Source organism: Streptomyces sp. NBC_00669 (genome assembly GCF_036226785.1).
Classification (GTDB): domain Bacteria; phylum Actinomycetota; class Actinomycetes; order Streptomycetales; family Streptomycetaceae; genus Actinacidiphila.
Window position 1 is genome coordinate 5,372,807 of sequence record NZ_CP109018.1, and the last position, 23,782, is coordinate 5,396,588.

At 73.9% G+C, this 23,782-nt stretch carries 17 protein-coding genes and 1 pseudogene; 8 read left to right on the forward strand and 10 right to left on the reverse strand.

Annotated features, from left to right (window positions below; translation table 11 throughout):
* Positions 1–255 precede the first annotated feature (255 nt).
* Positions 256–813, reverse strand: a complete 558-nt coding sequence (locus OG896_RS22505) for a MarR family winged helix-turn-helix transcriptional regulator (protein WP_329368055.1) — start codon at positions 811–813, stop codon at positions 256–258.
* Between the two features lie 106 nt (positions 814–919).
* Here OG896_RS22505 and OG896_RS22510 point away from each other — a divergent pair, with 106 nt between their 5' ends.
* From OG896_RS22510 to OG896_RS22525, 4 genes are all read left to right on the forward strand, one after another.
* Positions 920–1,471, forward strand: coding sequence for a YceI family protein (locus OG896_RS22510; RefSeq protein WP_329368057.1), 552 nt, complete (start codon positions 920–922; stop codon positions 1,469–1,471).
* 332 nt (positions 1,472–1,803) lie between these two features.
* A complete protein-coding gene (locus OG896_RS22515; RefSeq protein WP_329368059.1) occupies positions 1,804–2,604 on the forward strand; it encodes a hypothetical protein in 801 nt (266 codons plus the stop codon).
* 97 nt (positions 2,605–2,701) lie between these two features.
* The gene (locus OG896_RS22520) at positions 2,702–4,912 is read left to right on the forward strand and encodes an SPFH domain-containing protein (RefSeq protein ID WP_329368061.1); all 2,211 of its coding nucleotides are present in this window, start codon (positions 2,702–2,704) and stop codon (positions 4,910–4,912) included.
* Entirely contained in the window at positions 4,909–9,846 is a 4,938-nt protein-coding gene (locus OG896_RS22525; RefSeq protein WP_329368063.1) for a DNA repair ATPase, read from the forward strand. Before OG896_RS22520 ends, OG896_RS22525 begins: the two co-directional genes overlap by 4 nt.
* A gap of 646 nt (positions 9,847–10,492) precedes the next feature.
* Here OG896_RS22525 and OG896_RS22530 read toward each other — a convergent pair.
* Positions 10,493–11,095, reverse strand: a complete 603-nt coding sequence (locus OG896_RS22530; RefSeq protein ID WP_329368065.1) for a phosphatase PAP2 family protein — start codon at positions 11,093–11,095, stop codon at positions 10,493–10,495.
* The gene (locus OG896_RS22535; RefSeq protein WP_329368068.1) at positions 11,092–11,805 is read right to left on the reverse strand and encodes a DedA family protein; all 714 of its coding nucleotides are present in this window, start codon (positions 11,803–11,805) and stop codon (positions 11,092–11,094) included. The genes OG896_RS22530 and OG896_RS22535 overlap by 4 nt, the downstream gene beginning before the upstream one ends.
* 117 nt (positions 11,806–11,922) lie before the next feature.
* On the opposite strand from OG896_RS22535, the pseudogene OG896_RS22540 reads away from it, so the two are divergent.
* Positions 11,923–12,300, forward strand: a pseudogene (locus OG896_RS22540) (BlaI/MecI/CopY family transcriptional regulator); the annotation flags it as partial.
* A gap of 110 nt (positions 12,301–12,410) precedes the next feature.
* Positions 12,411–13,331, forward strand: a complete 921-nt coding sequence (locus tag OG896_RS22545; RefSeq protein ID WP_329368072.1) for a M56 family metallopeptidase — start codon at positions 12,411–12,413, stop codon at positions 13,329–13,331.
* Positions 13,332–13,648: 317 nt separating this feature from the next.
* On the opposite strand, the gene OG896_RS22550 is transcribed toward OG896_RS22545, so the two are convergent.
* Positions 13,649–16,570, reverse strand: coding sequence for an AfsR/SARP family transcriptional regulator (locus OG896_RS22550; protein ID WP_329368074.1), 2,922 nt, complete (start codon positions 16,568–16,570; stop codon positions 13,649–13,651).
* Between the two features lie 261 nt (positions 16,571–16,831).
* On the opposite strand from OG896_RS22550, the gene OG896_RS22555 reads away from it, so the two are divergent.
* Entirely contained in the window at positions 16,832–17,353 is a 522-nt protein-coding gene (locus tag OG896_RS22555; protein ID WP_329368076.1) for a hypothetical protein, read from the forward strand.
* A gap of 82 nt (positions 17,354–17,435) precedes the next feature.
* A complete protein-coding gene (locus OG896_RS22560) occupies positions 17,436–18,464 on the forward strand; it encodes a DUF2786 domain-containing protein (protein ID WP_329368078.1) in 1,029 nt (342 codons plus the stop codon).
* Positions 18,465–18,674: 210 nt separating this feature from the next.
* Here the strand turns inward: OG896_RS22560 and OG896_RS22565 are convergent, their stop codons facing one another.
* The 6 genes from OG896_RS22565 to OG896_RS22590 form a co-directional block, all read right to left on the reverse strand.
* Positions 18,675–19,043 carry a VOC family protein gene (locus OG896_RS22565; protein ID WP_329368080.1) on the reverse strand — a complete coding sequence of 123 codons (369 nt, stop codon included), beginning with the start codon at positions 19,041–19,043 and terminating at the stop codon, positions 18,675–18,677.
* A gap of 161 nt (positions 19,044–19,204) precedes the next feature.
* Positions 19,205–20,245, reverse strand: coding sequence for a rod shape-determining protein (locus tag OG896_RS22570; RefSeq protein WP_329374204.1), 1,041 nt, complete (start codon positions 20,243–20,245; stop codon positions 19,205–19,207).
* An 11-nt stretch (positions 20,246–20,256) separates the two neighbouring features.
* On the reverse strand, positions 20,257–20,739 hold the full coding sequence (locus OG896_RS22575; RefSeq protein ID WP_329368082.1) for a DUF7144 family membrane protein: 483 nt from the start codon (positions 20,737–20,739) through the stop codon (positions 20,257–20,259).
* Between the two features lie 323 nt (positions 20,740–21,062).
* On the reverse strand, positions 21,063–21,278 hold the full coding sequence (locus OG896_RS22580) for a dodecin (RefSeq protein WP_328465346.1): 216 nt from the start codon (positions 21,276–21,278) through the stop codon (positions 21,063–21,065).
* A gap of 34 nt (positions 21,279–21,312) precedes the next feature.
* On the reverse strand, positions 21,313–22,716 hold the full coding sequence (locus OG896_RS22585) for a glutamate decarboxylase (RefSeq protein WP_329368086.1): 1,404 nt from the start codon (positions 22,714–22,716) through the stop codon (positions 21,313–21,315).
* A gap of 109 nt (positions 22,717–22,825) precedes the next feature.
* Positions 22,826–23,281, reverse strand: coding sequence for a MarR family winged helix-turn-helix transcriptional regulator (locus OG896_RS22590; RefSeq protein ID WP_328465342.1), 456 nt, complete (start codon positions 23,279–23,281; stop codon positions 22,826–22,828).
* Positions 23,282–23,782 lie beyond the last annotated feature (501 nt).

A 23,782-nucleotide genomic window follows, 5' to 3' on the forward strand; every position in this document is an offset into this window, starting at 1 on the left:
AGGCGAACGACCAACCGGAAGGGGCACCCACCCAGGGGCGCGGGGAACTGCGCGACCAGCCACCCACCGGCCCGCGGACGAGGACGAGGCAGCCACCCCGCAGGGGGGCGCGGGGAACTGCGCGACCAGCCACCCACCGGCCCGCGGACGAGGACGAGGCAGCCACCCCGCAGGGGGGAGCCGAAGGGGCGACCAGCCGTAGCGCACCGCAAGGTGGAGGACGACCGGAAAGGGCAGGCACCCACCGGGGCGGGCTCAGCCCGGGCAGCCGTCCGGGTCAGCCCCGCCGCGGCCAGCGGCTTCGCACGCTTCCGCTTCCGCTTCCGCCTCGGCCTCCTCCTCCCGCACGGAATCGCACTCCGTGCGCAACCCCGCACTGATCGCGCGCCCGATCCCGCGCAGAGCATCGAGCTGCTCGGGCGTGAGGACGTCGAAGAGGTGCTCGCGCACCGCGGTGACATGCCCGGGCGCGGCAGCGGCGAGGGCGTCGAAGCCGGCTGGAGTCAGCTCGCAGACCCACCCGCGGCGGTCCCCGTCAGCCGGGCGCCGTTGCACCCAGCCGTTCTTCTCCAGCGCGGAGACAGCATGCGAGAGACGGCTGCGCGAGGAGAGAGACGCGTCCGCCAGCTCGCTCATCCGAAGGCACCGCCCCGGCGACTCCGAGAGCCGGACCAGAATCTCGTAGTAGGCCATGGGCATGCCGGAGTCCCGGCGCAACTGACGATCGACATACGCGGAGAACTCCACGCTCGACGTCATGTAGGCCCGCCAGACCTCCTGCTCCTCTTCGGTCAGCCAGCGCACGTCGTCCATACGATCCAGCATACGTGTGGTTGAACTTTCAACACCAGAGCAGTATGGTCAGTGAAAGCTCAATGATCTCGCATACATCCCAGTTCCGTTTCGAGGAGCCCTCCCCATGAGCACGCAGACCGAAGTGATCGACGGCTACGTCGCCGGCACCTGGAAGATCGACACTGTGCACTCGGACGTGTCGTTCTACGTCCGCCACCTCGGTGTCTCGAAGGTCCGCGGTCACTTCGCGGCCTTCGAGGGCACCATCGTCACCGCCGAGAACCCGCTGGAGTCCACGGTCGAGGCCGTGATCAGGACGGACTCGGTGAGCACCAACAACGAGGGCCGCGACGCCCACGTGCGCGGCGAGGACTTCCTCCACGTCGAGCAGTTCCCCGAGCTGACGTTCACCACCACCGGCATCCGGGCCAAGTCCTCCGAGGTCTTCGAGGTCGACGGCAACCTGACGCTGCGCGGTGTGACCAAGCCCGTCACCCTCGCCCTGGAGCTGAACGGCTTCGGCGCCGGCTTCGACGGCAACGCGGTCGCCGGTTTCTCCGCGGCCACCGAGATCAGCCGTGGCGACTTCGGGGTGACCGGCGGCGCCGCCGGTGCCGCGGTCGGCGACAAGATCCGGATCGCCCTGGAGATCGAGGCCGCGAAGGTCGAGGCCTGAGGCACCCCTGATCCGGCCGGCCGTTGCTGATCGTTCCGGGCAACAGCCGCTGAACCGGGCCCACTTCACCACCGGGCCCGCCGCCGGACCATCCTCGATCCACCTTGGTCCACCCCGATTCACCCTCGTTCCACCCAGGTTCCACCTTCTGACGACGGCCGTTGTGGGCGCTTGATCCGGCGCCTACGACGGCCGTCGCGTTTCGGTTGCAGGTGGACCAGGACATCTGAAGGCCGCCAAGTCTGCCGGGATGCGGAAATGCCGTACCCGCCCGCGCGCTGCCACGATCTGTCCGGCAGGACGGAACGGCAGAGGGGGGAGGCGCACCCGGCATGGGGGAGTTCGTCGATGTGTGCCTCGGCTTTCCGACCGTCCTGTTCGGGGGGGCGCTGGTGGTCGTGGTCGGCTTCTGGGGCCTGGTGCTGGTCGGCGCTGCCGACTCGCACGGCCCGGGCCACCACGGCGCCGACGGCGGCCACTCCATGGGACACGGGGGGTCCCATGGAGCGGCCCCGGCCTCCGGCGACGGGCTCGCGGGCCACGGCCACGCGGGCCACGGCCACGCGGGCGGCGGCGCCCACGACGGCGGCGCCCACGACGGCGGCGACCACTCGGCCGACTCCGGCCTGCTGGCCGCCGCAGGGCTCGACGGCGTACCCGTCACCGTGGTGTTCTCGCTGCTCATCGCGCTCGGCTGGTTCCTGAGCCTGGCCGGCTCGGCCGCCCTGAACGGCGCCGGGCTGCACGGGCCCGGCCGCGCCGTCGCCGACGTCGCCCTGATCGCCGCCGCGCTGGTCGGCGCCTGGCTGCTCACCTGGGTCCTGGTACGGCCGCTGCGCCGCCTGTTCCCGTACGAACTGCCGCCCTCCCGCGCGGACTTCGTGGGCCGGATCTGCGTGGTCCGCACCGGCACCGTCACCAGCCGGTTCGGCCAGGCCGAGGTGACCGCGCCCGACGGCTCCACCGCGATCGTCCAGGTCAGGCGGCCGGAAGAGGATACCGGCGGCCCCCTCGCGGCCGGCAGCAGCGCGCTGCTCTACGACTACGACCCGCAGGGCGAGTTCTTCTGGGCCGCACCCTACGAGGACCCGGCCGCCGGACCGCCGCCGCCGGGTGCCCGGTCCCTGACCTGACTCGCTGTCCCGTCCTGTCCTGACCGCGGCGCGCCACGTCCCGCCGTACATCTGACACCCACTCATATCCGCTTCACCGCATCGAGGTTGGTCCGTCATGGATGCCACCGTCATCGGGATCGGCGTGCTCGTCGCCGTCCTCCTGCTCATCGCCCTGGGCGTGGTCGTCACCGTCACGAAGCTGTTCAGGAAGGTCTCCCAGGGCCATGCGCTGATCGTCTCCAAGTCCAAGCACGTGGACGTGACCTTCACCGGCACCGTCGTGCTCCCGGTGCTGCACAGCGCCGAGTTGATGGACATCTCGGTGAAGACCATCGAGATCCAGCGCACCGGCCGCGAGGGCCTGATCTGCCAGGACAACATCCGCGCCGACATCCATCTGACGTTCTTCGTCCGGGTCAACAAGACCAAGGAGGACGTGATCAAGGTGGCGCAGGCGATCGGCACCGAACGCGCCAGCCACCAGGACACGTTGCAGAAGCTCTTCGCCGCGAAGTTCTCCGAGGCGCTGAAGACGGTCGGCAAGCAACTCGACTTCGTCGACCTCTACACCCACCGCGAGCACTTCCGCGACCAGATCATCCAGGTGATCGGCACCGACCTCAACGGCTACCACCTCGAGGACTGCGCGATCGACTTCCTGGAGCAGACCCCGCTCACCCAGCTCGACCCGGCCAACATCCTGGACGCGCAGGGCATCCGGAAGATCACCGAGCTGACCGCGATCGAGCACGTGCGCACCAACGAGTTCCAGCGCACCGAGCAGAAGGAGATCACCCGGCAGAACGTCGAGGCCCGGGAGACCATCCTGGAGCTGGAACGCCGCCAGTCCGAGGCCGAGATCAAGCAGCGCCGCGAGGTCGACACGCTGCGGGCCAAGGAGGAGGCGGTCACCGCCAAGGTCCAGGAGGAGGAACGCCTCAGCGCCCAGGGCGCGTTCCTGCGCACCGAGGAGCAACTCGGGGTGCAGCGGGAGAACCAGGCCCGCGAGGTCGCCGTCGCGCAGAAGAACCGCGAGCGGGTCATCGCGGTGGAGAACGAGCGGATCGAGAAGGACCGGGTGCTGGAGGTCATCGCCCGCGAGCGCGAGACCGAACTGGCCAGGATCTCCAAGGAGAAGGAGGTCGAGGGCGAGCGCCGGGACGTCGCCGACGTGGTGCGCGAGCGGATCGCGGTGGACCGTACGGTCGCCGAGCAGGAGGAGTCGATCAAGCAGCTCCGGATGGTGCAGGAGGCCGAGCGGGAGCGGCAGGCGCTGATCATCACCGCGGAGGCGCAGGCGCAGGAGCGGCTGGTCAAGGACATCAAGGCCGCCGAGGCCGCCGAGCAGGCCGCCCAGCATAAGGCCCGCGAGTCGCTGACGCTGGCCGAGGCCCGCAAGCGCGCCGCGGACCTGGACGCGGACGCCAAGGTGCGGCTGGCCGAAGGGCTGCGCGCGGAGGCGGCGGCCCAGGGGCTGGCCGAGGTCGAGGTGCGCGAGCGCAGCGCGGCCGCGATCACCAAGGTCGGCGCGGCCGAGGCCGAGGCGACCACCGCCCGGCTCAAGGCCGAGGCCGAGGGTGCCCGCGCCAAGTCCCTTGCCCAGGCGGAGGGTACGGCCGCGCAGGCGACCGCGGACGCCGCGATGATCGGCGAGCGGCTGAAGGCGGAGGCGGCCGGGCTGACCGAGAAGGCCGCGGCGATGGCGGCCCTCGACGACGCCTCGCGCGGGCACGAGGAGTACCGGCTGCGGCTGGCCGCGGAGAAGGACGTCCGGCTGGCCGGGCTCGACACGCAGCGGCAGATCGCCGAGGCGCAGGCGACCGTCCTGGCCACCGGGCTGGAGAAGGCGGACATCAGCATCGTCGGCGGTGACGACGTCTTCTTCGACCGGCTGCTCGGCGCGGTCAGCGCGGCCCGCTCGGTGGACTCCTTCGTCGCCAACTCCCAGACGGTCCAGGCGGTGGCGGCGCCCTGGCTGGACGGGTCGGAGCGGTTCACGCAGGACGCCACCCGGGTGCTGTCCTCGCTCGGCGGGGGGATGGGCGGTATGAGCGTGGCCGGCCTGCTGAACCGGCTGATCGCGAGCGGCGGCCCGCAGGCCGGCGGGTTGCAGCAACTGCTGGACCAGGCACGGGCGATGGGGATCGCCGACACCGCCCTGGCGGGCGTCGCGGGCGCGGGCGCCGCCGGTTCGGGCGCCGTCGGTTCGGGCGCTTCCGGGTCCGACGCCGCCGGTGCCGCGGTACCCGTCGCCGCCGGGGCCGCGGTGAACGGCACCTCGGGCGCGGCCGGCGGCGCGCAGGCGAACGGACTGGCGAAGAAGTGAGCGAGCAGCTCTCCACGGCGGACGCCGGCCCCGGACCGGAAGCGGCCGGGCCGGCCGGCGACGCCTACCAGGTGCTGCGCACCCGGTTGTCCGGCACGGCAAGGGAGTTGGCCCGCCGGGCCGAGGCGCTCAACGCGGCCCGGCAGGAGGTCTTCGGCTCCACGGAGCTGCGGCTGGCGGGCGCTGAGCGGTTGCGCACCGCCCGCCCGGCGCTGCCCGCCGACATCGCCCCGGTCGGGCCTTACCTGCTGTTCGCCGCGAACCCGGCCGACGTCGAGGACGTCGCCGACGTGTTCCGGGTGCGCCGCGCCGACGACCTGGACGGCGACGGGACGGGCGCCGGTGCGGCCGGCGCCGATACGGCCGCGTCCACCGCGCCGGACACCGGCCCGGCCGGGCTGCTGGACGACCCCGGTTTCGTCCGCGACTTCCACGAGCTGTACCGGTACTACCGGCAGACCCGGGTGGTGCGGGTGCGGGTCTGGGAGGGCCGGGTGCTGGCGGTCTTCCGCACCGGCGCCGGCCCCGACGACGTGAAGGCGCTGGGCTGGCGGATCGGCCGCGACGGCCGCTGCGCCTACGAGGGCACGGCCCGCGAGGAGCCCGCCGAGCCGCCGGAGACGGTGCGGTGGAGCGCGGTCGGCCGGGAGGCGTACGTCCCCGGCCGCCGCCCGCACATCGCGCTCACCGCGCCCGACGGCGGCACCCTCACCCTCGACACCACCGGCGGCGCCCTCACCCTGCGCACCGGCGGCGCCGTCCACGAGGAGCCCGTCGACGACGCCCTCCAGTCGCTGGCCGACGCCGACGTCGCGCTCGCCGGCGCCGGGCCGCTGGTGCTGCTGCGGGTACGCCCCTACCGGGAGTCCGCCGACCGGCACTTCGCGGTCAACACCCGCACCGAGCAGATCGAGCGGATCGACGCGCTCGGCCAGGTCTGCCTGCGGCTGCCCGACGACCAGGGCGTGGTCTTCCCCGGCGGCTACGTCCTGGCCACCGGCGGCACCCGCACCTTCGACCTGGCCGACCTCGCCGGCCGGGCCGAACCCGCCGGTGACCCCGGTACGCCGCCCGCCGCCGGTGAAGCGGCCGCCACCCGGCTGGAGTTCGAGCGCGCGGTGCGCTCGGCCAACGGCGAGGACGTGCTGTACGTCTTCCACGCCCCCGCCGACGGCCACCGGCTGCTGCTGCCGTACAACCTCATCCGCAAGGAGGCCGCCGCCCCGCTGCACGTCCAGGGCAGCGCGCTGTACGAGGACGGCACCCTGATCACGCTGCGGCCCGCTGAGGGCGGCGAGCCCGGCCGCGTGCACACCCTCCAGCGCTGGCACACCCCCTTCCTGTCCGACACCTACGCCGCCGCCCGCCCGGTCGGCGACGGCCCGCTGGCCCGGATCGGCAACCCCGACCTGGTCCGGGCGGTCTCCGACGCGCTGTCGGTGGCCCGCGCCGCCCTGGAGCCCGAGCCCGCCGCGGCCGTCTACGAGGCGCTGACCGCCGCCGCCGAGCGCGTTCTGGACCGCCACCACTGGCTCGCCGACCCGGCCGCGCAGGACCTGGCCGGACCGCTGACCGAGGTGCGCGACACCGCCCGCCAGGTGCTCGCCGAGTACGCCCGGGTCCGGGAGTCGGCCGCGCGGGCCGCCGCGGCGGCCGACGAGGCGGAGGCGCGGATCACCGCGCTCGGCCGCCGGGTACGCGGCGAGGCCGCCGCGTCCGCGGACGAGTGGGTCACCCGCCTCACCGAACTACGCGGCGCGCAGGGCCGGTTGGCGACGCTGCGGGAGATGCGGCAGGCCGACCCGGCCCGGCTGGACGCCCTGGACGCGCTGCTGGCCAGGGAACTGGCCGAGGCCGCGGCCCGCGCCGCCGCGCACTTCGCCGACGAGGCCGCCTTCGACGGCTACCGGCAGCGGGTCGCCGACGTGGCCGCGCGGGTCCCGCGGGCCGCCACCGCCGCCGACACCGCGCCGCTGGCCGCGGCCCTCGACGAGCAGGCGGCGGGCCTGGCCACCGTCACCGAGACCGCGGGCACCCTGGAGATCACCGACGCGACCGTCCGCACCCGCATCCTGGCCACCGCCGCCGACGTGCTCGGTGCGGTCAACCACGCCAGGGCCGTACTCGCCTCACGCAGAAGGGAGTTGCTCGCCGCCGAGACCGGCGCGGAGTTCGCCGCGCAGAGCGCGCTGCTCGCCCAGAGCATCGGCGCGGCCCTCGACGCGGCCGGCACCCCCGAGGCATGCGAGGAGCAACTCGGCCGCCTGCTGGTGCAGATCGAGAACCTCGCCACCCGGTTCGCCGCCGACGAGGAACGGCTCGCGGCGCTCGACGCCCGCCGCGAGGAGGTGCGGGAGACCTTCGCCGCCCGCAAGCAGGCGCTCGCCGACGAACGCGCCCAGCGCGCCCAGCGGTTGACTGCCAGCGCGGCCCGGCTGCTGGACGGCATCCGGCGCCGCGCGGCCACCCTCGGCTCCGCCGACGCGATCCACACCTACTTCGCCTCGGACCCGCTCGCCGCCGAACACCGCAGGATCGCCGAGGAGTTGCGCACGCTCGGCGACCCCGCGCGGGCCGCGGAACTCGGCTCCGCGCTCGCCGCCGCCCGCCAGGCCGCCATCGGCGCCCTGCGCGACCGGCTCGACCTGTACGAGGACGGCGGCGCCGCGATCCGGCTGGGCCGGCACCGCTTCGCGGTCAACACCCAGCCCCTCGACCTCGCGCTCGTCCCGCACGCCGACGGCCTCGCCTTCACCCTCACCGGCACCGACTACCTCGCCCCGGTGGACGACCCCGCCTTCGCGGCCACCCGCGCCTTCTGGTCCCGGCCGCTGGTCTCGGAGTCCCCGCGGCTGTCCCGGGCGGAGTTCCTCGCCGGCGGGCTGCTGCTTGACCAGCTCGCCTCGGGCGCCCCGGCCACCGGCGACGTGCCCGCGAGGGTACGGGCGGCCGTCGCCGAGCGCGCGTCGGAAGGGTACGAGCGGGGGGTGCACGACCACGACGCGGTGCTGCTCCTCACGGCGCTCGCCGAACGTGCCTCGCACGCCGGGCTGTTGCGGTACTCCGCCGGCACCCGGGCGGGCGCCCTGCTCTTCTGGACCTACGGCAGCCGGCCCGCCGAACGCGCCGCGTGGACGGCGCGGGCCCGCTCGCTCAGCCGGGCGCGGACCACGTTCGGCGGGGCCGGCGCCGGGCGGGCGCTGGACGCTCTTGCCACCGAACTCGGCGCCGCCGCACGGGACTTCCTGCTCGCCGCCGGCCTGCCGGAACCGGTCCGCCCGGCCCCGGACTCGGCGACCGACGCCTTGCTGCTGGGGGAGTACCTGGTCGCCGAACTCGCCGCCGAGCAGGCCGGTTTCGCGGTCGGCCCCGGCGCCCGCACGGTCGTGGTCCGGCTGACCGAAGCGCTGGGCGGCCCGGACGCGGTGCCGTACAAGGAGTTCAGCGCCGATCTCGACGCGCTGGGTGGGGAGTCGGACGCCGGGCTGGGCGCGCGCTGGCAGCTCGCCCGGGCCTGGCTCGGCCCGTTCGCCGGCGAAGCCGACGGCGGCGACAGTGCGGACGGTGCGGACGGAGCCGAAGGCCCGGGCGCCGGCGACCTGGTGGAGGCCGCGGCCGGACTGGTCTGCGGCGCCGGGGCCGTACGGTACGAAGTGGACGCCGAGGTCGAGGTGACGGTGCGCGGGCTGCTCGCGGCGCACCCCAGGGCCGTGGACGGCGCCATGACCCTGCGGGTGGACGAACTCCTCACCCGGGTAAGGCGGTTCACCGCCGAGGAGGTGCCGGCGTACCGCGCGTACCAGCGGCACCGTACGGCCGTGGTCGCCGCCGAGCGGGACCGGCTCGCGCTGGACGGCTACCGGGCCCGCCCCCCGGCCGGCTTCGTCCGCAACCGGCTGCTGGACGAGGTGTACCTGCCGCTGGTCGGCGACAGCCTGGACAAGCAGTTCGGCCCGGCCGGCGGCCTGCTGATGCTCATGTCCCCGCCCGGATACGGCAAGACCTCGCTGGTGGAGTACGTGGCGAGCAGCCTCGGCCTGGCACTGGTCGGCGTCTCCGGGCCCGCCCTCGGCAGCGGCACCACCTCGCTCGACCCCGAACGCGCCCCCGACGCCGCCGCCCGGCGCGAGCTGGAGAAGGTGCGGCTCGCCCTGGAGATGGGCTCCAACGTGCTGCTCTACCTCGACGACATCCAGCACGCCTCGGCGGAGTTCCTGCAGAAGTTCATCCCGCTGTGCGACGCGCAACGCCGGATCGAGGGCCCGGCGGGTGCGTACGACCTGCGCGGCAAGAGGTTCGCGGTGTGCATGGCGGGCAACCCGTACACCGAGTCCGGCGCGCTCTTCCGGGTGCCCGACATGCTCGCCAACCGCGCCGACGTGTGGAACCTCGGGGATGTGCTGACCGGGCGGGAGGACCTGTTCGCCTTCAGCTACGTGGAGAACGCGCTCACCGCGAACCCGGTGCTTGCCCCGCTGGCCGGGCGCGACCGGGCCGACCTCGATCTGCTGGTACGGCTCGCCGCCGACGATCCGACCGCCCGCGCGGCGGACCTGGCGCACCCCTACTCCGATGCCGAGCGGGCGGAGATCCTCGCGGTGCTGCGGCACTTGCTGCGGGCTCGGGACGTCCTGCTCACCGTCAACGCGGCGTACATCGACTCCGCGGGGCGGGACGACGCGTCCCGCACCGAGCCGCCGTTCCTCCTACAGGGGTCCTACCGCAACATGAACCGGATCGCCGGGAGGATCACCGCGACCATGAACTCCGCGGAGCTCGACGCCGCCGTCACCGACCACTACCGGGCCGAGGCCCAGACCCTCGCGCACGGCGCCGAAGCGGCTCTCCTCAAACTGGCAGCCCTCCGAGGCACCCTCACCCCCACCCAATCCGCCCGCTGGACCCACCTCAAATCCCCCTACCCCTCCCCCTGAGTGCCCCTGCGGGGTGGCCGCCTCGCCCTCGTCCGCGGGCCGGTGGGTGGCTGGTCGCGCAGTTCCCCGCGCCCCCCTGCGGGGTGGCTGCCTCGTCCTCGTCCGCGGGCCGGTGGGTGGCTGGTCGCGCAGTTCCCCGCGCCCCTGGGTGGGTGCCCCTTCCGGTTGGTCGTTCGCCTTGCGGTGCGTGGTGGGCTTGTCGCGCAGTTCCCCGCGCCCCTGTTGGGGGTTGCTCGCCGTTGTCGGGTGTCCGTTCCCCCCTGCCCGGTACGGGTGCCGGTGCGCTGCGGAGCAGCCGCACATACCCAGGGGCGCGGGGAACTGCGCCACCAGCCACGGTGCGGCGGCACTGTGGGACGACGAGCAACCACCCCCAGGGGCGCGGGGAACTGCGCGACCAGCCACGGTGCCGGGGCACTGTGGAACGGCGAGCAACCACCCCCAGGGGCGCGGGGAACTGCGCGACCAGCCACGGTGCGGCGGCACCGTGGGACGGCGGGCGAGCACCCCCAGGGGCGCGGGGAACTGCGCGACCAGCCAGAGCCGGCCGTCAGAGGAGGGCGAGGCAGCCACCCCGCAGGGGGGCGCGACCGCCCACCACCGGCGGGTGGTCCCGGGGCCGACAGGACGGGGGCACCCCGGGGGGTCAGGGGCGGCCACCCCGCAGGGGCCCGCGGGGACGGATCGGAACCCCGACAGTGGGGAGCCGTACACCGAGACGACGGACCGCGAGCATGAGGAGCCACGCCACGACCCCGCCCAGTACGAACCCCGCCAGGACGTCATGGGGGTAGTGCACGCCGATCCACACCCGGGACGCCCCGAGAAGAAGGGCGAACGGGACCGCGATCCGCCCGAGTCGCCGGTCGGCGAGAAGAAGGGCCACCGCCGAAGCCGCCGCGATCGCCGAATGATTGCTGGGGAAGGACCAGTCCCCGAGAGCAGGGCACGCCTCGACCGTGGGAGCGACGTGCAGCGTCTGACAAGGCCGTTGCTCGGTGAAGATCGACTTGACGATGTCGTTCGCGAGGAAGGCGAGGACCACGACCACCGGCACCGCCAGCACCGCTGCCATCCGCGCCCGGTCGCCCCCACCCCGCGCCCGCCACCACGCCCAGAGCATGAGGACCGCGAACACGCCCACCCCGTAATCGCTGAAGAGCCGCACCACGCTGTCGAGCGGACCGGGCGTGTGCTGCGAGAGACGCACGACCCAGCGGTAGAGGCCCGCGTCGAACCCGGCGTTCATGACCCCTCCGGCGGGACGACGGCGTGGCGCCCGCGCGCCCGCTCACGCCGCCCGCGCCGCAGTTCCACCGCGAGCGGCACCAGCGACACGACGACCACGACCGCGACGATCGGCAGCAGATAGTGATCGACGTTCGGCACGGACGAGCCGAGCCCGTAGCCGGCCAGCACGAGCCCGACCGTCCAGACCGCGCCGCCGACCGCCTGCCACAGCGTGAAGGTGCGGACGGGCACCGCCAGCGCCCCGGCCAGCGGGTTGAGCACGGTGCGCACCACCGGGACGAAACGGGCCAGCACCACGGCCCTGGCGTGTCCGTACCGGGCGAGCAGGTCGGTCGCGCGCGCCGCGCCCTCGTGCAGCCGCCGGCCCCGGGACCTGGCCAGCAGCGCGGGACCGGCTCTGCGGCCGAGCACGTAACCCGTTTGGGCGCCCAGCAGCGCACCGGCGAGCGCGGCGATCAGCACCTGCCAGAGCGTGAGGTGCACCGCGCCCGAGGCACCCGGCGCGCACAGCAGCCCCGCGGTGAAGAGGAGGGAGTCGCCGGGCAGGAAGAAGCCGACCAGCAGGCCGGTTTCGGCGAAGAGCACGACCGCGATGCCGAGGGCGCCGAAAGAGGCGAGCACGGAGTTGGCGCTGAGCGGGTTCAAGGCGAGGTGCGCGACCGGTTCGGCCGCTGCATGGGCGACGAGTACGGGCACGGGCAGAGGCATGGCGGTGGAGCCCTCCCATAATGGTTCAGGGGGCGCCTGCGGCGACCCCTACCGACTACAGTGATGTAGACGGTCTACAGCACTGTAGACGAATGAGGCGGAAGGGGCGATCGAGCCATGCCGGAGCCGAGCGCGGGCCGCCGCCCGTCGGGCGAGCTGGAGGCGAGCGTCCTGGCCGCGCTGTGGGCGGCCGGCGGCCGCCCGCTCACCCCCGCTGACGTGCAGCGCGAACTCGGCACCGCCCTGGCGCGCACCACCGTCACCACGATCCTGGCCCGACTGTACGAGAAGGGCTCCGTCAGCCGCGCCCGCTCCGGCCGCGGCTACGCCTACCTGCCGGTCCAGGACTCCCCGGGGCTCGCCGCCCGCCGGATGCGCAGCGAGCTGGACAAGTCCGCGAGCGACGACCGCGGCACCGTACTGGCCCGGTTCGTCTCCGGGCTCGGGCCCGACGACGAGAAGGTGCTGCGCGAGCTGCTGGCGCAGGCCGGCGAGGCGCCCGCCGCGGCCGGGGACGGCCACGGCCACGGAACCGGAAACGGTCGCGAAAGCGTCCACGGAAACGGCTCCCACGCGGGGGATCGCATGGGGGACGAGGAGGTCCGGTGAACTTCTCCGTCTGGCTGCCCCTGCTGCTGCCGCTGCTCGCCGCGCCCGCCGCCCGCCGGCTCGCCGACGCGCTGCCGCCGCGCACCGCCGCGTGGCTGCTGGCCGTGTCCGCGGCGCTGCTCGCGATGTGCAGCACCGCCGCGCTCGGGCTGCTCGCCGGGGCGGGCGCGCTGCGGCTGCCGCCGGTGGCCGCGCTCGGCCACCTCGTGCTGCCCGTGGTCGGCGACCAGGTCACCGTGCCGGCCGCCTGCGTGGCCGCCGGGCTGCTCGCCGTCGTCGCGGTGGCGCTCGTCCGGGCGGTACGGCGCCACGTCCTGCTCGCGGACCGGGCCCGGCGCGGCGCGGACGACTCCGGTACGGCCGCGGGCGACCTCACGGTGCTCAGTGACCCGCGGCCCGATGCGTACGCCCTTCCCGGGCGGTTCGGGCAGCCCGGGCGGATCGTCGTCACCTCGGGGATGCTGCGGGCGCTCGACCCGGCCGAGCGGGAGGCGCTCCTCGCCCATGAGCGGGCCCACCTCGCCGGGCGGCACCACCTCTTCCTCGCGGTTCTCGCGCTCGCCTGTGCCTGCCATCCCGCGCTTCGGCTGTTGCGGGTGCCGCTGTCCTACGCGCTGGAGCGGGCCGCGGACGAGGCCGCCGCCGAGGCCGTCGGGGACCGTCGGGTCGCCGCTCTCGCGATCGGGCACGCGGCCCTTGCCGGGCGGGCCCTGCCGCGGCCCTACGCCGCCCTCTCCGCCACCACCGGGCCCGTGCCCCGGCGGGTCTCCGCGCTCCTCTCCCCCCGGGCCGCCCGTGCGCCCCGCGCGGTCGCCGCCCTTCTCGCCGGCGCCCTCGCGCTCTCCGCCGGCTGCGCCCTCCACGCCGCCTACGAACTCCACGGCAACATCGAGGTGGCCCAGGGCGAGCCCCGCTGACCTCCTACGGAGAAACCCGGCCGATTCCCCCCGAGCCCCCCGGCCCGCCTCCGGCCAGTCGCACGCCGGGTGCGTCTACGGTCAGGGGCGTCGAACCTGGCTCCGGCCAGTCGCACGCCGGCCCGCCTACGGCCAGGGGTGCCGAACCCGGCTCCGGACAGCCGCGCCCCGGCCCGCCGCACCCCGCCGCACCCTGGCCCGCCTGCGGCCACGCGCTGCCACGGCTGCGGCAAGGCCCGTGGCTGCGGCAAGGCCCGAGGCCGCGGGCGCGAGGCGGCGTCACCCCGCGGACCCTCGGGGGCGTGACGTCGCTCACGTCACGGTGACGACGGTGGCGCCGGGGCCTTCGCCCGGCGCATGTCACCGATGGTCTGCCATAACCGCAGTGCCCGTTCCTGGTGCCGGCGTGCGAGGTCGTGGGCGCCGGCGGCGGCGTCCAGGTCGCCGATCAGTTGCCAGCAGGCGGCTTCGTCGTGGCGGTCGCCGTGCCGGTGGAAGAGTTCGGCCGCGCGTTCCAGCGCCGGGCCCGCCCGGTCCCGGTCGTGCCGGCCGGCGTACACGCGGCCGACTTCCAGCAGCGTGTACGCGGCGCATCGCTCGTCGGCCATGCCCTCGAAGGTGGCCAGCGCCTGCCGCAGGCAGCGCAGCGCCTCGTCCGGATCGCCACGCCGGTCGTGCAGCCGGCTGAACCGCCGCAGCACGACCGCGACCCGGTGCCCGTCGTCGAGCGCCCTGGCCTGGCGCAGGGCCCGGCCGAACCAGGACTCGGCCTCGTCGAGGTCACCGTGCATGAGCCGCATCACGGCCATCGAACCGGACAGTTGCGCTTCGAGGTGCCGGTCGCCCTCACTGACCGCGATGGCCAGCGCGTGCTCGACACGGTCGGCGCCTTCGCCGTAACGGCCCCGCACCCGGCTGATCGTGCTCAGCATGGCCAGCGACAGTGCCTCGCCGCGCCTGTCGCCGCCGTCCTTGCACAGCCTGACGGAGGACTCCAGGGCACCGGTCGCCTCGTCGAAGTCATCCTGATAGATGTGCAGTTGGCCAAGGCCGCGCAGCAGCACCGATGCGCCGCGTGCGTTGCCGGCGGTCTCGGCCGCGCCCAGGGCGAGCCGGTGCCCGTGCTCCCAGTCCTGGTACAGGCACCGGTGGTCGTAGTAGGTCACCGTGCCGGCGGTCAGTTCCCAGGCCAGCTCGTCCAGTTTCCAGTCCACGGCCAGTTTCACCGCGCCGAGCAGGGTGGCGCGTTCGGCGTCGAACCAGCCGACCGGGTCGGCCGTCAACCGGGCCACGACCGCGTCGGGCAGCGACCGGCGCGGCGCGGAACCGGGCTCGCCGACCAGCAGCCCGGCCGGCAGCCGGGCGGTGCAGCGCCCGGCCAGGTCGAGCCAGGTGGACAGCACCCGGACCATCGCGTCGCGCTTGTCCGCCGCCGGTAGCCGGGTGGCCGCCTCCACGGCACAGGTCCTGATCAGGTCGTGCAGCCGGTAGCGCGGCTGGCCGAGGGCGTCGGTGGTGGTGAGCCGCACCAGGCTGGCGTCGACGAGGGCGTCCAGCACCTCGTCGGCGTCCGGGCGGTCCAGCAGCGGGCCGACCACCCAGCCGGGCAGGGTCTGGGCGCCGAGCAGACCCAGCAGGCTCAGCGCGCGCACCGCGTCGGCGGGCAGCAGCCGCAAGCTCAGTTCGACGCTGGCCCGCACGCTGAGGTCCCCGATCCTCAGCTCGGCCAGCCGCCGGGACTCGTCCTCGATCCGTTCCCGCAACACCCGCAGCGACCAGGCCGGGCGGCCGGCGAGCTTGGCACCGGCGATCCGGATCGCCAGCGGCAGGTTGCCGCAGCAGTCGAGTATCGCGTCGGCCTCCGCCGGTTCCCGCTCGATCCGCCGCCGCCCGACGATGCCGGTGAACAGCTCCCGGGCCTCCGCCGGGCTCAGCACGTCCAGGTCGACGTGCCGGGCGCCGGGAAGGTGCGTCAACAGGGTGCGACTGGTGATCAGCACGGCACAGCCGTCGGCCCCCGGCAGCAGCGGCAGCACCTGGTCGGCGTGCCCGGCGTCGTCCAGCACCACGAGCATCCGGTGGCCCGCCAGCAACGAGCGGAAGAGCGCGGCCCGTTCGGACACCCCGTTCGGGATCGCGCTGCCGGTGACCCCCAACGCGCGCAGCGCCTCGGCCAGCATCAGTGCCGGGTCGCGCGGCTCGTCCGATGTCCCGGCGAGGTCGAGGTACAGCTGCCCGTCGGGAAAGGAGGCGCTCGCCAGCCGCGCGGCGTGCGTCGCCAGGCAGGACTTGCCGACACCGGGACCGCCCACGACGACGGCCACCGGGGACCGGTCCGGCGCCGACCCGCCGAGTAACCGGGCCACCTCTGCCAGCGCGTCGGCCCGTCCCACGAAGTCGGGCAGGTCGAGCGGAAGCTGGCGCACCGGCATCGCCATGACCGGTCCGGTGGCGGCGGCGCCGGGCTCTTCCGGCCGGTCGTCCGGGGGACCGCTCGCCGGGACAGCGGCCGCCAGCGCGGGATCGGCCACGAGGATGCGCCGGTGCAGCGCCTGGAGCGGCGGGGAGGGGTCGACGCCGAGTTCGTCCGCGAGCGTCCGGCGCAGCCGCTCGTACACCTCCAGCGCTTCGCCCTGGCGCCGGCACCGGTAGAGGGCGACCATCAGGTGTTCGGCGACCTGCTCGTCATAGCGGTGCTCGCGCAGCAGGGCGGCCAGTTCCTCGATGACCTCACGATGCCGCCCCAGGTCGAGTTCGACACCCAGACACCGTTTGTGCGTGGCCGCGCGCTTCTCGTTCAGGCGGACCGCGTCCGACTGGAGGACCCGGCTCGCGATGCCGGTCAGGGCGTTGCCGCGCCAGCAGGCCAGCGCGCGCCGCAGCCCGGCGGCCGTCTCGATCGGAGCGCTGTACCGCGGGGCGAGGTTCCGCTCGTGGTCGAACTCCAGGAGGTCGAGCTGGTCCGGGTCCAGGTGGATCTGGTAGCCGCCGCGCCGCGTGCTGATCAGGGAGCGGGGCGCTCCGCACGCGGCGAGGTTGCGGCGCAGCCCGGACAGGGCGTCCTGCACCTGGCGGACCGCGGTGGCGGGCACCTTCTCGTCCCACATCACGGCAACGAGCCGCTCCATGGCGACGAGGTCGTTCGCGTCGATCAGAAGCGCGGCCAGCATCTTGGCCTGCCGCGGTCCGTCGAGTCGGACCTCGCGCCCGGTGATCTGGGCGTGTAACGGACCCAGCACGCCGAATCTCATGTCCCCCCCGGCACTTCACGATCAGCGCCGAACCCCCGTCCGACCTGGCACTAGGACGAATCTAGGACGGCCGGCGGACGAGTGTCCATACGGTCGCCGCAGAAGGGCCCGACACCACCGCGCCACCCCGGCGCGACGCTCGATGGCGAGGGCTGAGGAAGCGACCCGACCGCACCTGACCACCTGACCAGCAGGCCACGCCCCGGGTTCGTGCCGGTGGCGGACCGCTGCCATGCTCCAGGAGGAGCGATGAAGACGACGCAGAAGCGTTCCAAAGTCCTCGCCCTGACCGCCACCGCCGTGCTGGCCGGATGCTCGCTGCCGGTGCTGGCGGCCGGATCGGCGAGCGCCACCGACTGCCTGCGGTCGGTCGGCACGGTCTTGAACCTGGTCGCCGACAACCAGCACATCGGCGTGTTCTACCAGGGGTTCGACCAGTGCAACAAGACCGCCTACGCGGAGCTTCACTTCGACAGCTCGAAGGCGTCGAGCGAGGTCACCTCGACCGACCCGTACACGGACAACTGGATTCAGATCGCCGACCGGGTGCCCAGCGGACCGCGGCTGAAGAACAGCGTCCTGCCCAGCGGGGACTTGTACTGGGACGCGGGCTCGGTATCGGTCGAGCAGCCCGATGAGGAGATCTTCGACGCCTCCACCAGCTTCTACTACTGGACCGGCAGCCACATCGCGGACTGCTACGCCGTGACGGGCTGGAAGTACGCGGACGGCAGCCCCCAAGGTGCCCACGCGAACTGCCAGGACGTCTGACGGGCGATGCCCCGCTGCCCCGGCCGCCGGCCCGAACCCGTGGGCGGCCGGCCCGCGGCGGGCGGTGCGGCAGGATGGGGGGATGGAGTGGCTCGGTACGGGGGAAGCGGAGGTCGCGGCTTCGCAGCTCGCGGGGGCGGGGGAGCAGTGGGCGGCCGTCGCGGCGGACGCGTACGCGCGGGTCGTACGGGAAGCGGCGGCGCGGGGGTGGCAGGACGCGGACCTGGTACGGATGGCCGGGCGGGAGCTGGGCGCCGACCACCACCGGCTGGCCGAGGCCCTCGCGGCGCGGCCCGGGCCGCGGCAGCGGATCGCCGAGTTCGTCGCCGGGGAACGCCTGGACCGCTTCTCGGCGGCCCTCCTCGTCGTCGAACTGCTGCGCCTGTACGCCACCCTCCCCCCGATCACCGCCCTGAGCGTCCCCCCGCCGCCCCACCCGGGGGGAGGAGGGCCCGGCGGCAAGGCCCTCGCCCGTATCCGCGCCCTGCTGGCGAAAGCGGAGTCCACCGGCTTCCCGGAGGAAGCCGAAGCGCTGTCGGCGAAGGCCCAGCACCTGATGGCCCGGCACAGCATCGACGCGGCCGCGCTGGCCGCCGCGCACGGCGGCGGCCCCGACGCACCCGCCGCCCGCAGGATCGGCGTGGACCGTCCCTACGAAGGCGCGAAAGCGCTCCTCCTGGACGCGGTGGCCGCCGCCAACCGCTGCGAGTCCGTCTGGTCCTCGGAATTCGGCTTCGCCACGGTCGTCGGGCACCCCGCGGACCTGGAAGCGGTCGAGGTGATGTTCACCTCGCTCCTGGTGCAGGCCGACCGCGCCCTGCACCGCGGCCGCCCCTCCCGCTCCCGCGACTTCCGCGAGTCCTTCCTGATCGCGTACGCCGCCCGGGTCAGGGAACGCCTCACCGCCGCCACCGACGCGGAGGTCGCCGAGGCCGCCCGCGAGGCCGGCCCCGCACTGCTGCCGGCCCTGGCCGCCCGCGACCTCGCCGTGCGCGACACCACGCGGCGCCTGTTCCCCCGGACCACCGCCACCCGGCTCAAGGGCCGCGACCCGGACGGCTGGCGGCACGGCCGTACCGCCGCCGACCGCGCCCGACTCCGCGACGGTTAGGCCGTGTTTTGGAAGTCCCGCCTGGCCCGTGGCGCCTGGCACGCACGCTCGCTTCGTTGTCGGGCTTGTCCGAGTAGGCCCACTACGAGGACAACCCTCCGCCTTGCGATCGCACGCACCAGACGCCACGGGCCCCGCCCTTTGGGCGGACGGCGCTACTTCCAAAACACGGCCTAGGAGCCGGCGGCCGTCAGCCGGCGTGATCGTGCCTCAGCCCTGGCCGGTGTCGATCACGCAGAAGCGGTTTCCCTCGGTGTCCGCGAGCACCACGAAGTCGGCGTCCTCGGGATAGTCGTGCCAGTCCACCCGCCGCGCGCCCAGCGCCAGCAGCCGCTCCACCTCCGCGGCCTGGTCGGCCGCGTCCCCCGCGTACAGGTCCAGGTGCACCCGGGGGTACTCCTGCACCGGGGTCTCGCTCAGCCCCAGCGACAGCTGCGGCCCACTCCCGGCGGCGGGCACCAGCACGACCCAGTCGTCCTCCGGCTCCTCCCGCGGCACGTAGTCCAGCGCTCGCATCCAGAACGCCGACGCCCGCGCCACGTCGCCGACGCCCATCACCACCGACCCGATTCTCAGCATGCCCCGCATTCTCCACGGCCCCGGAACGCGCGGGCGTACCCGGAACATGCGGGCAGGCCCGGAACGCGCAGGCAGGCCAGGAACGCGCGGGCAGGCCCGGAACATGCGGGCGGCCCCGGAGCCGAGAGCTCCGGGGCCACCCGTGGGTCGAGCCGGCCGCCTCACGCGGTGAGCGGGCTGAGCACCATCGGCCTGACCTTCCCCTCGATCATCGCCCCGAGCCCGCGGACGGCGACCGTGTCGGGGTTGGGCGCCACGTTCACCGGCATGTTCGTGGCCTCGCGGAGCATCAGGTCGAGCCCGGGCATGTGCGCGCTGCCGCCGGCCAGCATGATCCCGCGGTCGGCCAGGTCGGAGACGAGGTCGGGGGCGCAGCGGCGCAGCACGTTCGTGATGGCGTCGAGCACCGCGTTGAGCGGGGTGCGCATCGCGCTGCGCACCACCTCGGTCTCGACCAGGACCGAGCGGGCCAGCCCGCTGGCCACGTCCCGCCCGTAGACCTCGGTGGTGGTGGTGCCGCCGGACTCGGCCGTGCCGAGCACCTTGTGCAGCGGCCGCACCGCCTGGCTCGGCAGCATCAGCGCGTGGTTGCTGCGCAGGTGGTCCACCACCGCCCGGTCGATCGCGTCGCCGCCGACCGGTACGGTCTCCGCGGCCACGATGGAGCCGAGCGAGAGCACCGCGACCTGGGTCGTCCCCGCCCCGCACACCACGATCATCGTGGCCTCGGGGTGCTCCACGGGCAGCCCGCAGCCGACCGCCGCGGAGATCAGCGTGTCCACCATCTCCACCCGGCGCGCGCCGAGCCCGTACATCGTCTCGACGGCGGCGCGGCGGGCGATCGGGGCGCTGCCGTGCGGCATGCACACCGCCGCGCGCATCACGGGGGTGCCGCGCAGCCGCAGCCAGCGCCGGCCGAGCTTGTCGCCGAGGACGTGCCGCAGCATCCGCTGGGCCATCTCGATGTCGACGACCGCGCCGCCGGCCACCGGGCGGGCCACCCGGATGTGGTCGGGGGTGCGGCCGGACATCGTCTCCGCCTGCCTGCCGACGGCGATCAGCGCCCCGGTGCGGATGTCCACCGCGGCGACGCTCGGCTCGTCGACCACGAGGCCGCTGCCGCGCAGGTGGACCCGGGTGCGGGCGGCGCCGATGTCCACCGCGATGGTGCAGCGCCGCAGTTGGTCGAGGCTGGGGGACAGCACGTTGGGGTTCACAGCGCGCTCCCGTACGGCAGCTTCCGCGGGTGGTAGGTGGCCAGCGCCCAGATCACGAACGTGTCGATCGCGATCATGATGATCGCCCAGATCGGCTGGTAGGGCAGGAACATGAAGTTCGCGATCAGGTTCAGGCCGGCGATGAAGATGCCGATGAACCGTGCCCACGCCAGGCCCCGCAGCAGGAAGTAGCCGACCAGCAGGGCGATGACGCCCAGGACCAGGTGAATCCAGCCCCACGCGGTCACGTCGAACTTGTAGACGTAGTCGCCGCGGGTGCGCACGTAGACGGAGTCCTTGGCGATGCCGACGATTCCTTCGAGGATCGCCAGCACGCCGTTGATCATCAGCATCAGCCCGGCGAAGACGGCGCCGCCGGCCGCCCAGGCGCTGCGCGAGTCGTCGCGGGGGTCGCGGCCGCCGGTGGAGCCCGGCGGGTTCGATCCGGGAGGCGGGGTGGCTGCGGTGGATTGGCTCATGGCGGGCTCCCGAGAATGCGTCGGCGTCCACGGCGGGCCCACCCGGCCGAGTATGCGGCCCAACCGCACGAACCGGGCGAAAACCTGCCTTCATGACAAAAGGATTTGCCGGATTGTCGGTCTTGGCGAGAGATGTTGCGCCGAACGGGCAGCGGCCGTACGGGCAAACGCCCCCGTACGGCGCAACGCGGCGCGGTACGGGGGCGCGAGGGAAATCGGCGCGGAGACGGATACGGAGGGGGCCCGGCGGCGGATACGGATACGGGCGCGGAGACGGGTGCCGAGACAGGCGGGGAGACGGCCGGGGGAAACGATCCGCCGGGCTACTCCGCGTCCTCCAGGCGGAAGCCCACCTTCAGGCCGACCTGGTAGTGGTCGATCTCGCCGTCGACGATGTGCCCGCGCACCTGGGTGATCTCGAACCAGTCCAGACCGCGCAGGGTGCGCGAGGCGCGCCGGACGCCGTTGCGGACGGCGGCGTCGACGCCCTCGGTCGAGGTGCCGACGATCTCCGTGACGCGGTACGTGTGGTCAGCCATGACGATGTCCCTTTCGTGTGGGGGAGCGGCCCGCTCAGTGGTGGAACGCGGTGGCCACCGACTCGGGGCGGTTCAACGGGTGCGCCTGGCGGCGCAGTTCGGGCAGCAGCGAGGCCACGTCGTCCATCAGCAGGTCGGCCAGGTCCTCGGAGAAGCCGTTGCGGCACACCACCCGCAGCACCGCCAGGTCCTGCCGGTTCGCCGGGTAGGTGTACGCGGGGACCAGCCAGCCGCGTTCGCGCAGCCGCCGCGAGACGTCGAACACGTCGTACGCCGTCACCTCCGGCGTGGTGGTGACCGCGAACACCGGGAGCTGGTCGCCCCTGGTGATGAGCCGGAAGTCGTCCAGCGACTCGAAGCGCTTCGCGACGGTGGTGGCCACGTCCCGGCTGGACTGCTGCACCGCGCGGTAGCCGTCGTGGCCCAGCCGCAGGAAGGAGTAGTACTGCGCGACCACTTGGGCGCCCGGGCGGGAGAAGTTCAGCGCGAAGGTGGGCATGTCGCCGCCGAGGTAGTTCACCCGGAAGACCAGCTCCTCCGGCAGCGCCTCGGTGTCGCGCCACAGCGCCCAGCCGACGCCGGGGTAGACCAGCCCGTACTTGTGGCCGGAGGTGTTGATCGAGGCGACCCGCGGCAGCCGGAAGTCCCACTCCAGGTCCGGGTCGAGGAACGGCGCGATCATGCCGCCGGAGGCGCCGTCCACGTGGACCGGGATGTGGGTGCCGGTGCGCTGCTCGTAGTCGTCCAGGGCCGCGCAGATCTCGGCGACCGGCTCGTACGACCCGTCGAAGGTGGAGCCGAGGATCGCCACCACGCCGATGGTGTTCTCGTCGCACAGCGCCAGCGCGGCCTCGGCGTCCAGGTGCAGCCGGTCGCCGCTCATCGGCGCGAGCCGCGGTTCGACCTCCCAGAAGGTGCAGAACTTCTCCCAGCACACCTGGACGTTGGCACCCATCACGAGGTTCGGCCGGGCAGTGGCCGGGTAGCCCGGGGTGCGCTTGGACCAGCGGCGCTTGAGCGCCATCCCGGCGAGCATGCAGGCTTCGGAGGAACCGGTGGTCGAGCAGCCGACGACCGAGCCGGGGTCGGGGGCGTTCCACAGGTCGGCGAGCATCGACACGCAGCGCCGCTCCAGCTCGGCCGTGCGCGGGTACTCGTCCTTGTCGATCATGTTCTTGTCGACGCACTCGGCCATCAGCACGTTGGCCTGCGGCTCCATCCACGTGGTCACGAACGTGGCGAGGTTGAGCCGTGAGTTGCCGTCGAGCATCAGCTCGTCGTGCACGAGCTGGTACGCCGCGGTGGGCGTCATCGGACCGTCCGGCAGGCGGTGCTTGGGCGGGGCGGTCTGCATGGCGCCGATCGGATCGGCGGCGCCGAGGTAGAACGGATTGACGGAGACCTCGTGGGGGGAGCCCGAACCTTTGTGCAGCGACATGCGGGGACCTTCCCGGCAGCGGAGCGGTGACCGGTCGGGCCGTCCGGCCCGTACGGTCCTACCGCCGTACGCGCACGACGTTACGGGCTATCCGCGCGGCCCGCAGGCCCTACGACTCCCGTGGAAGCAGGGCTTCCTGGGTGAAGCGGTGCAGGGCGCGGGCGAACGCCTCGGCCTCGGCGGGCGGCCAGTGCGCGAGGTAGGCGTCGAACCGCTCGGCCAGACGGGCGCGCATCCGGGCCACGACGCGCTCGCCCTCGGCGGTCAGGACGAGCAGGCTGGCGCGGCGGTCGGAGGGGTCGGGTTCGCGCCGGAGCAGGCCCGCGCCCTGGAGCCGGTCGGCGTGCCGGCTGACCACGGAGCGGTCCAGACCGATGGCGTGGCCCAGGCGGGCGGCGCTGCGGGGGCCGCCCCTGGCGAGGCCGCTCAGCACGGGGTAGGTGGCCTCGTCCAGGGCCGGGCCCAGGCCCGCGGTGAGTTCGCCGTAGACCACGGCGCGCGATTCCCGGCGGACGATGTCCCCGAAGTCCTCGGCGATCTGCTCTCCGGCGGTGGATTCGGTCATCCCCTCAGCTTAGCCCGTGCATCCCGCACGTACCTCCTGCGGAGTGGCCGCCCCTGACCCCCCGGGTGCCCCTCTCCTTCCCGCCCCGGGACCCTCCCTCTCAGCAGGGTGCGGTGTCCTTACGGCTCCCCGCCGTGGGGGTGCCCGTTCCTTCCCGTCTGCCACCCGGTGGCTGGTTGCTCGCGCGGTTCCCCGCGCCCCTGGGTGGGTGCCCCTTGCGGTGCGTGTTTGTCTGTCGGTCTGTCTGTGGTGGGGCGCGCAGTTCCCCGCGCCCCTGTTGGGGTTGCTCGTCGTTGTTGGGTGCGGGTTGCTCCGTTCCCGGGGTGGCCGGGTGCTGCGGAGGAGCCGCACATATCCAGGGGCGCGGGGAACTGCGCGCTCAGCCAGAGCCGGCCGGTAGGCAAGTACGCACCGCAGGGGGCACCACCCAGGGGCGCGGGGAACTGCGCGCTCAGCCAGAGTCGGCGGTCAGGCGAGGGCGAGGCAGCCACCCCGCAGGGG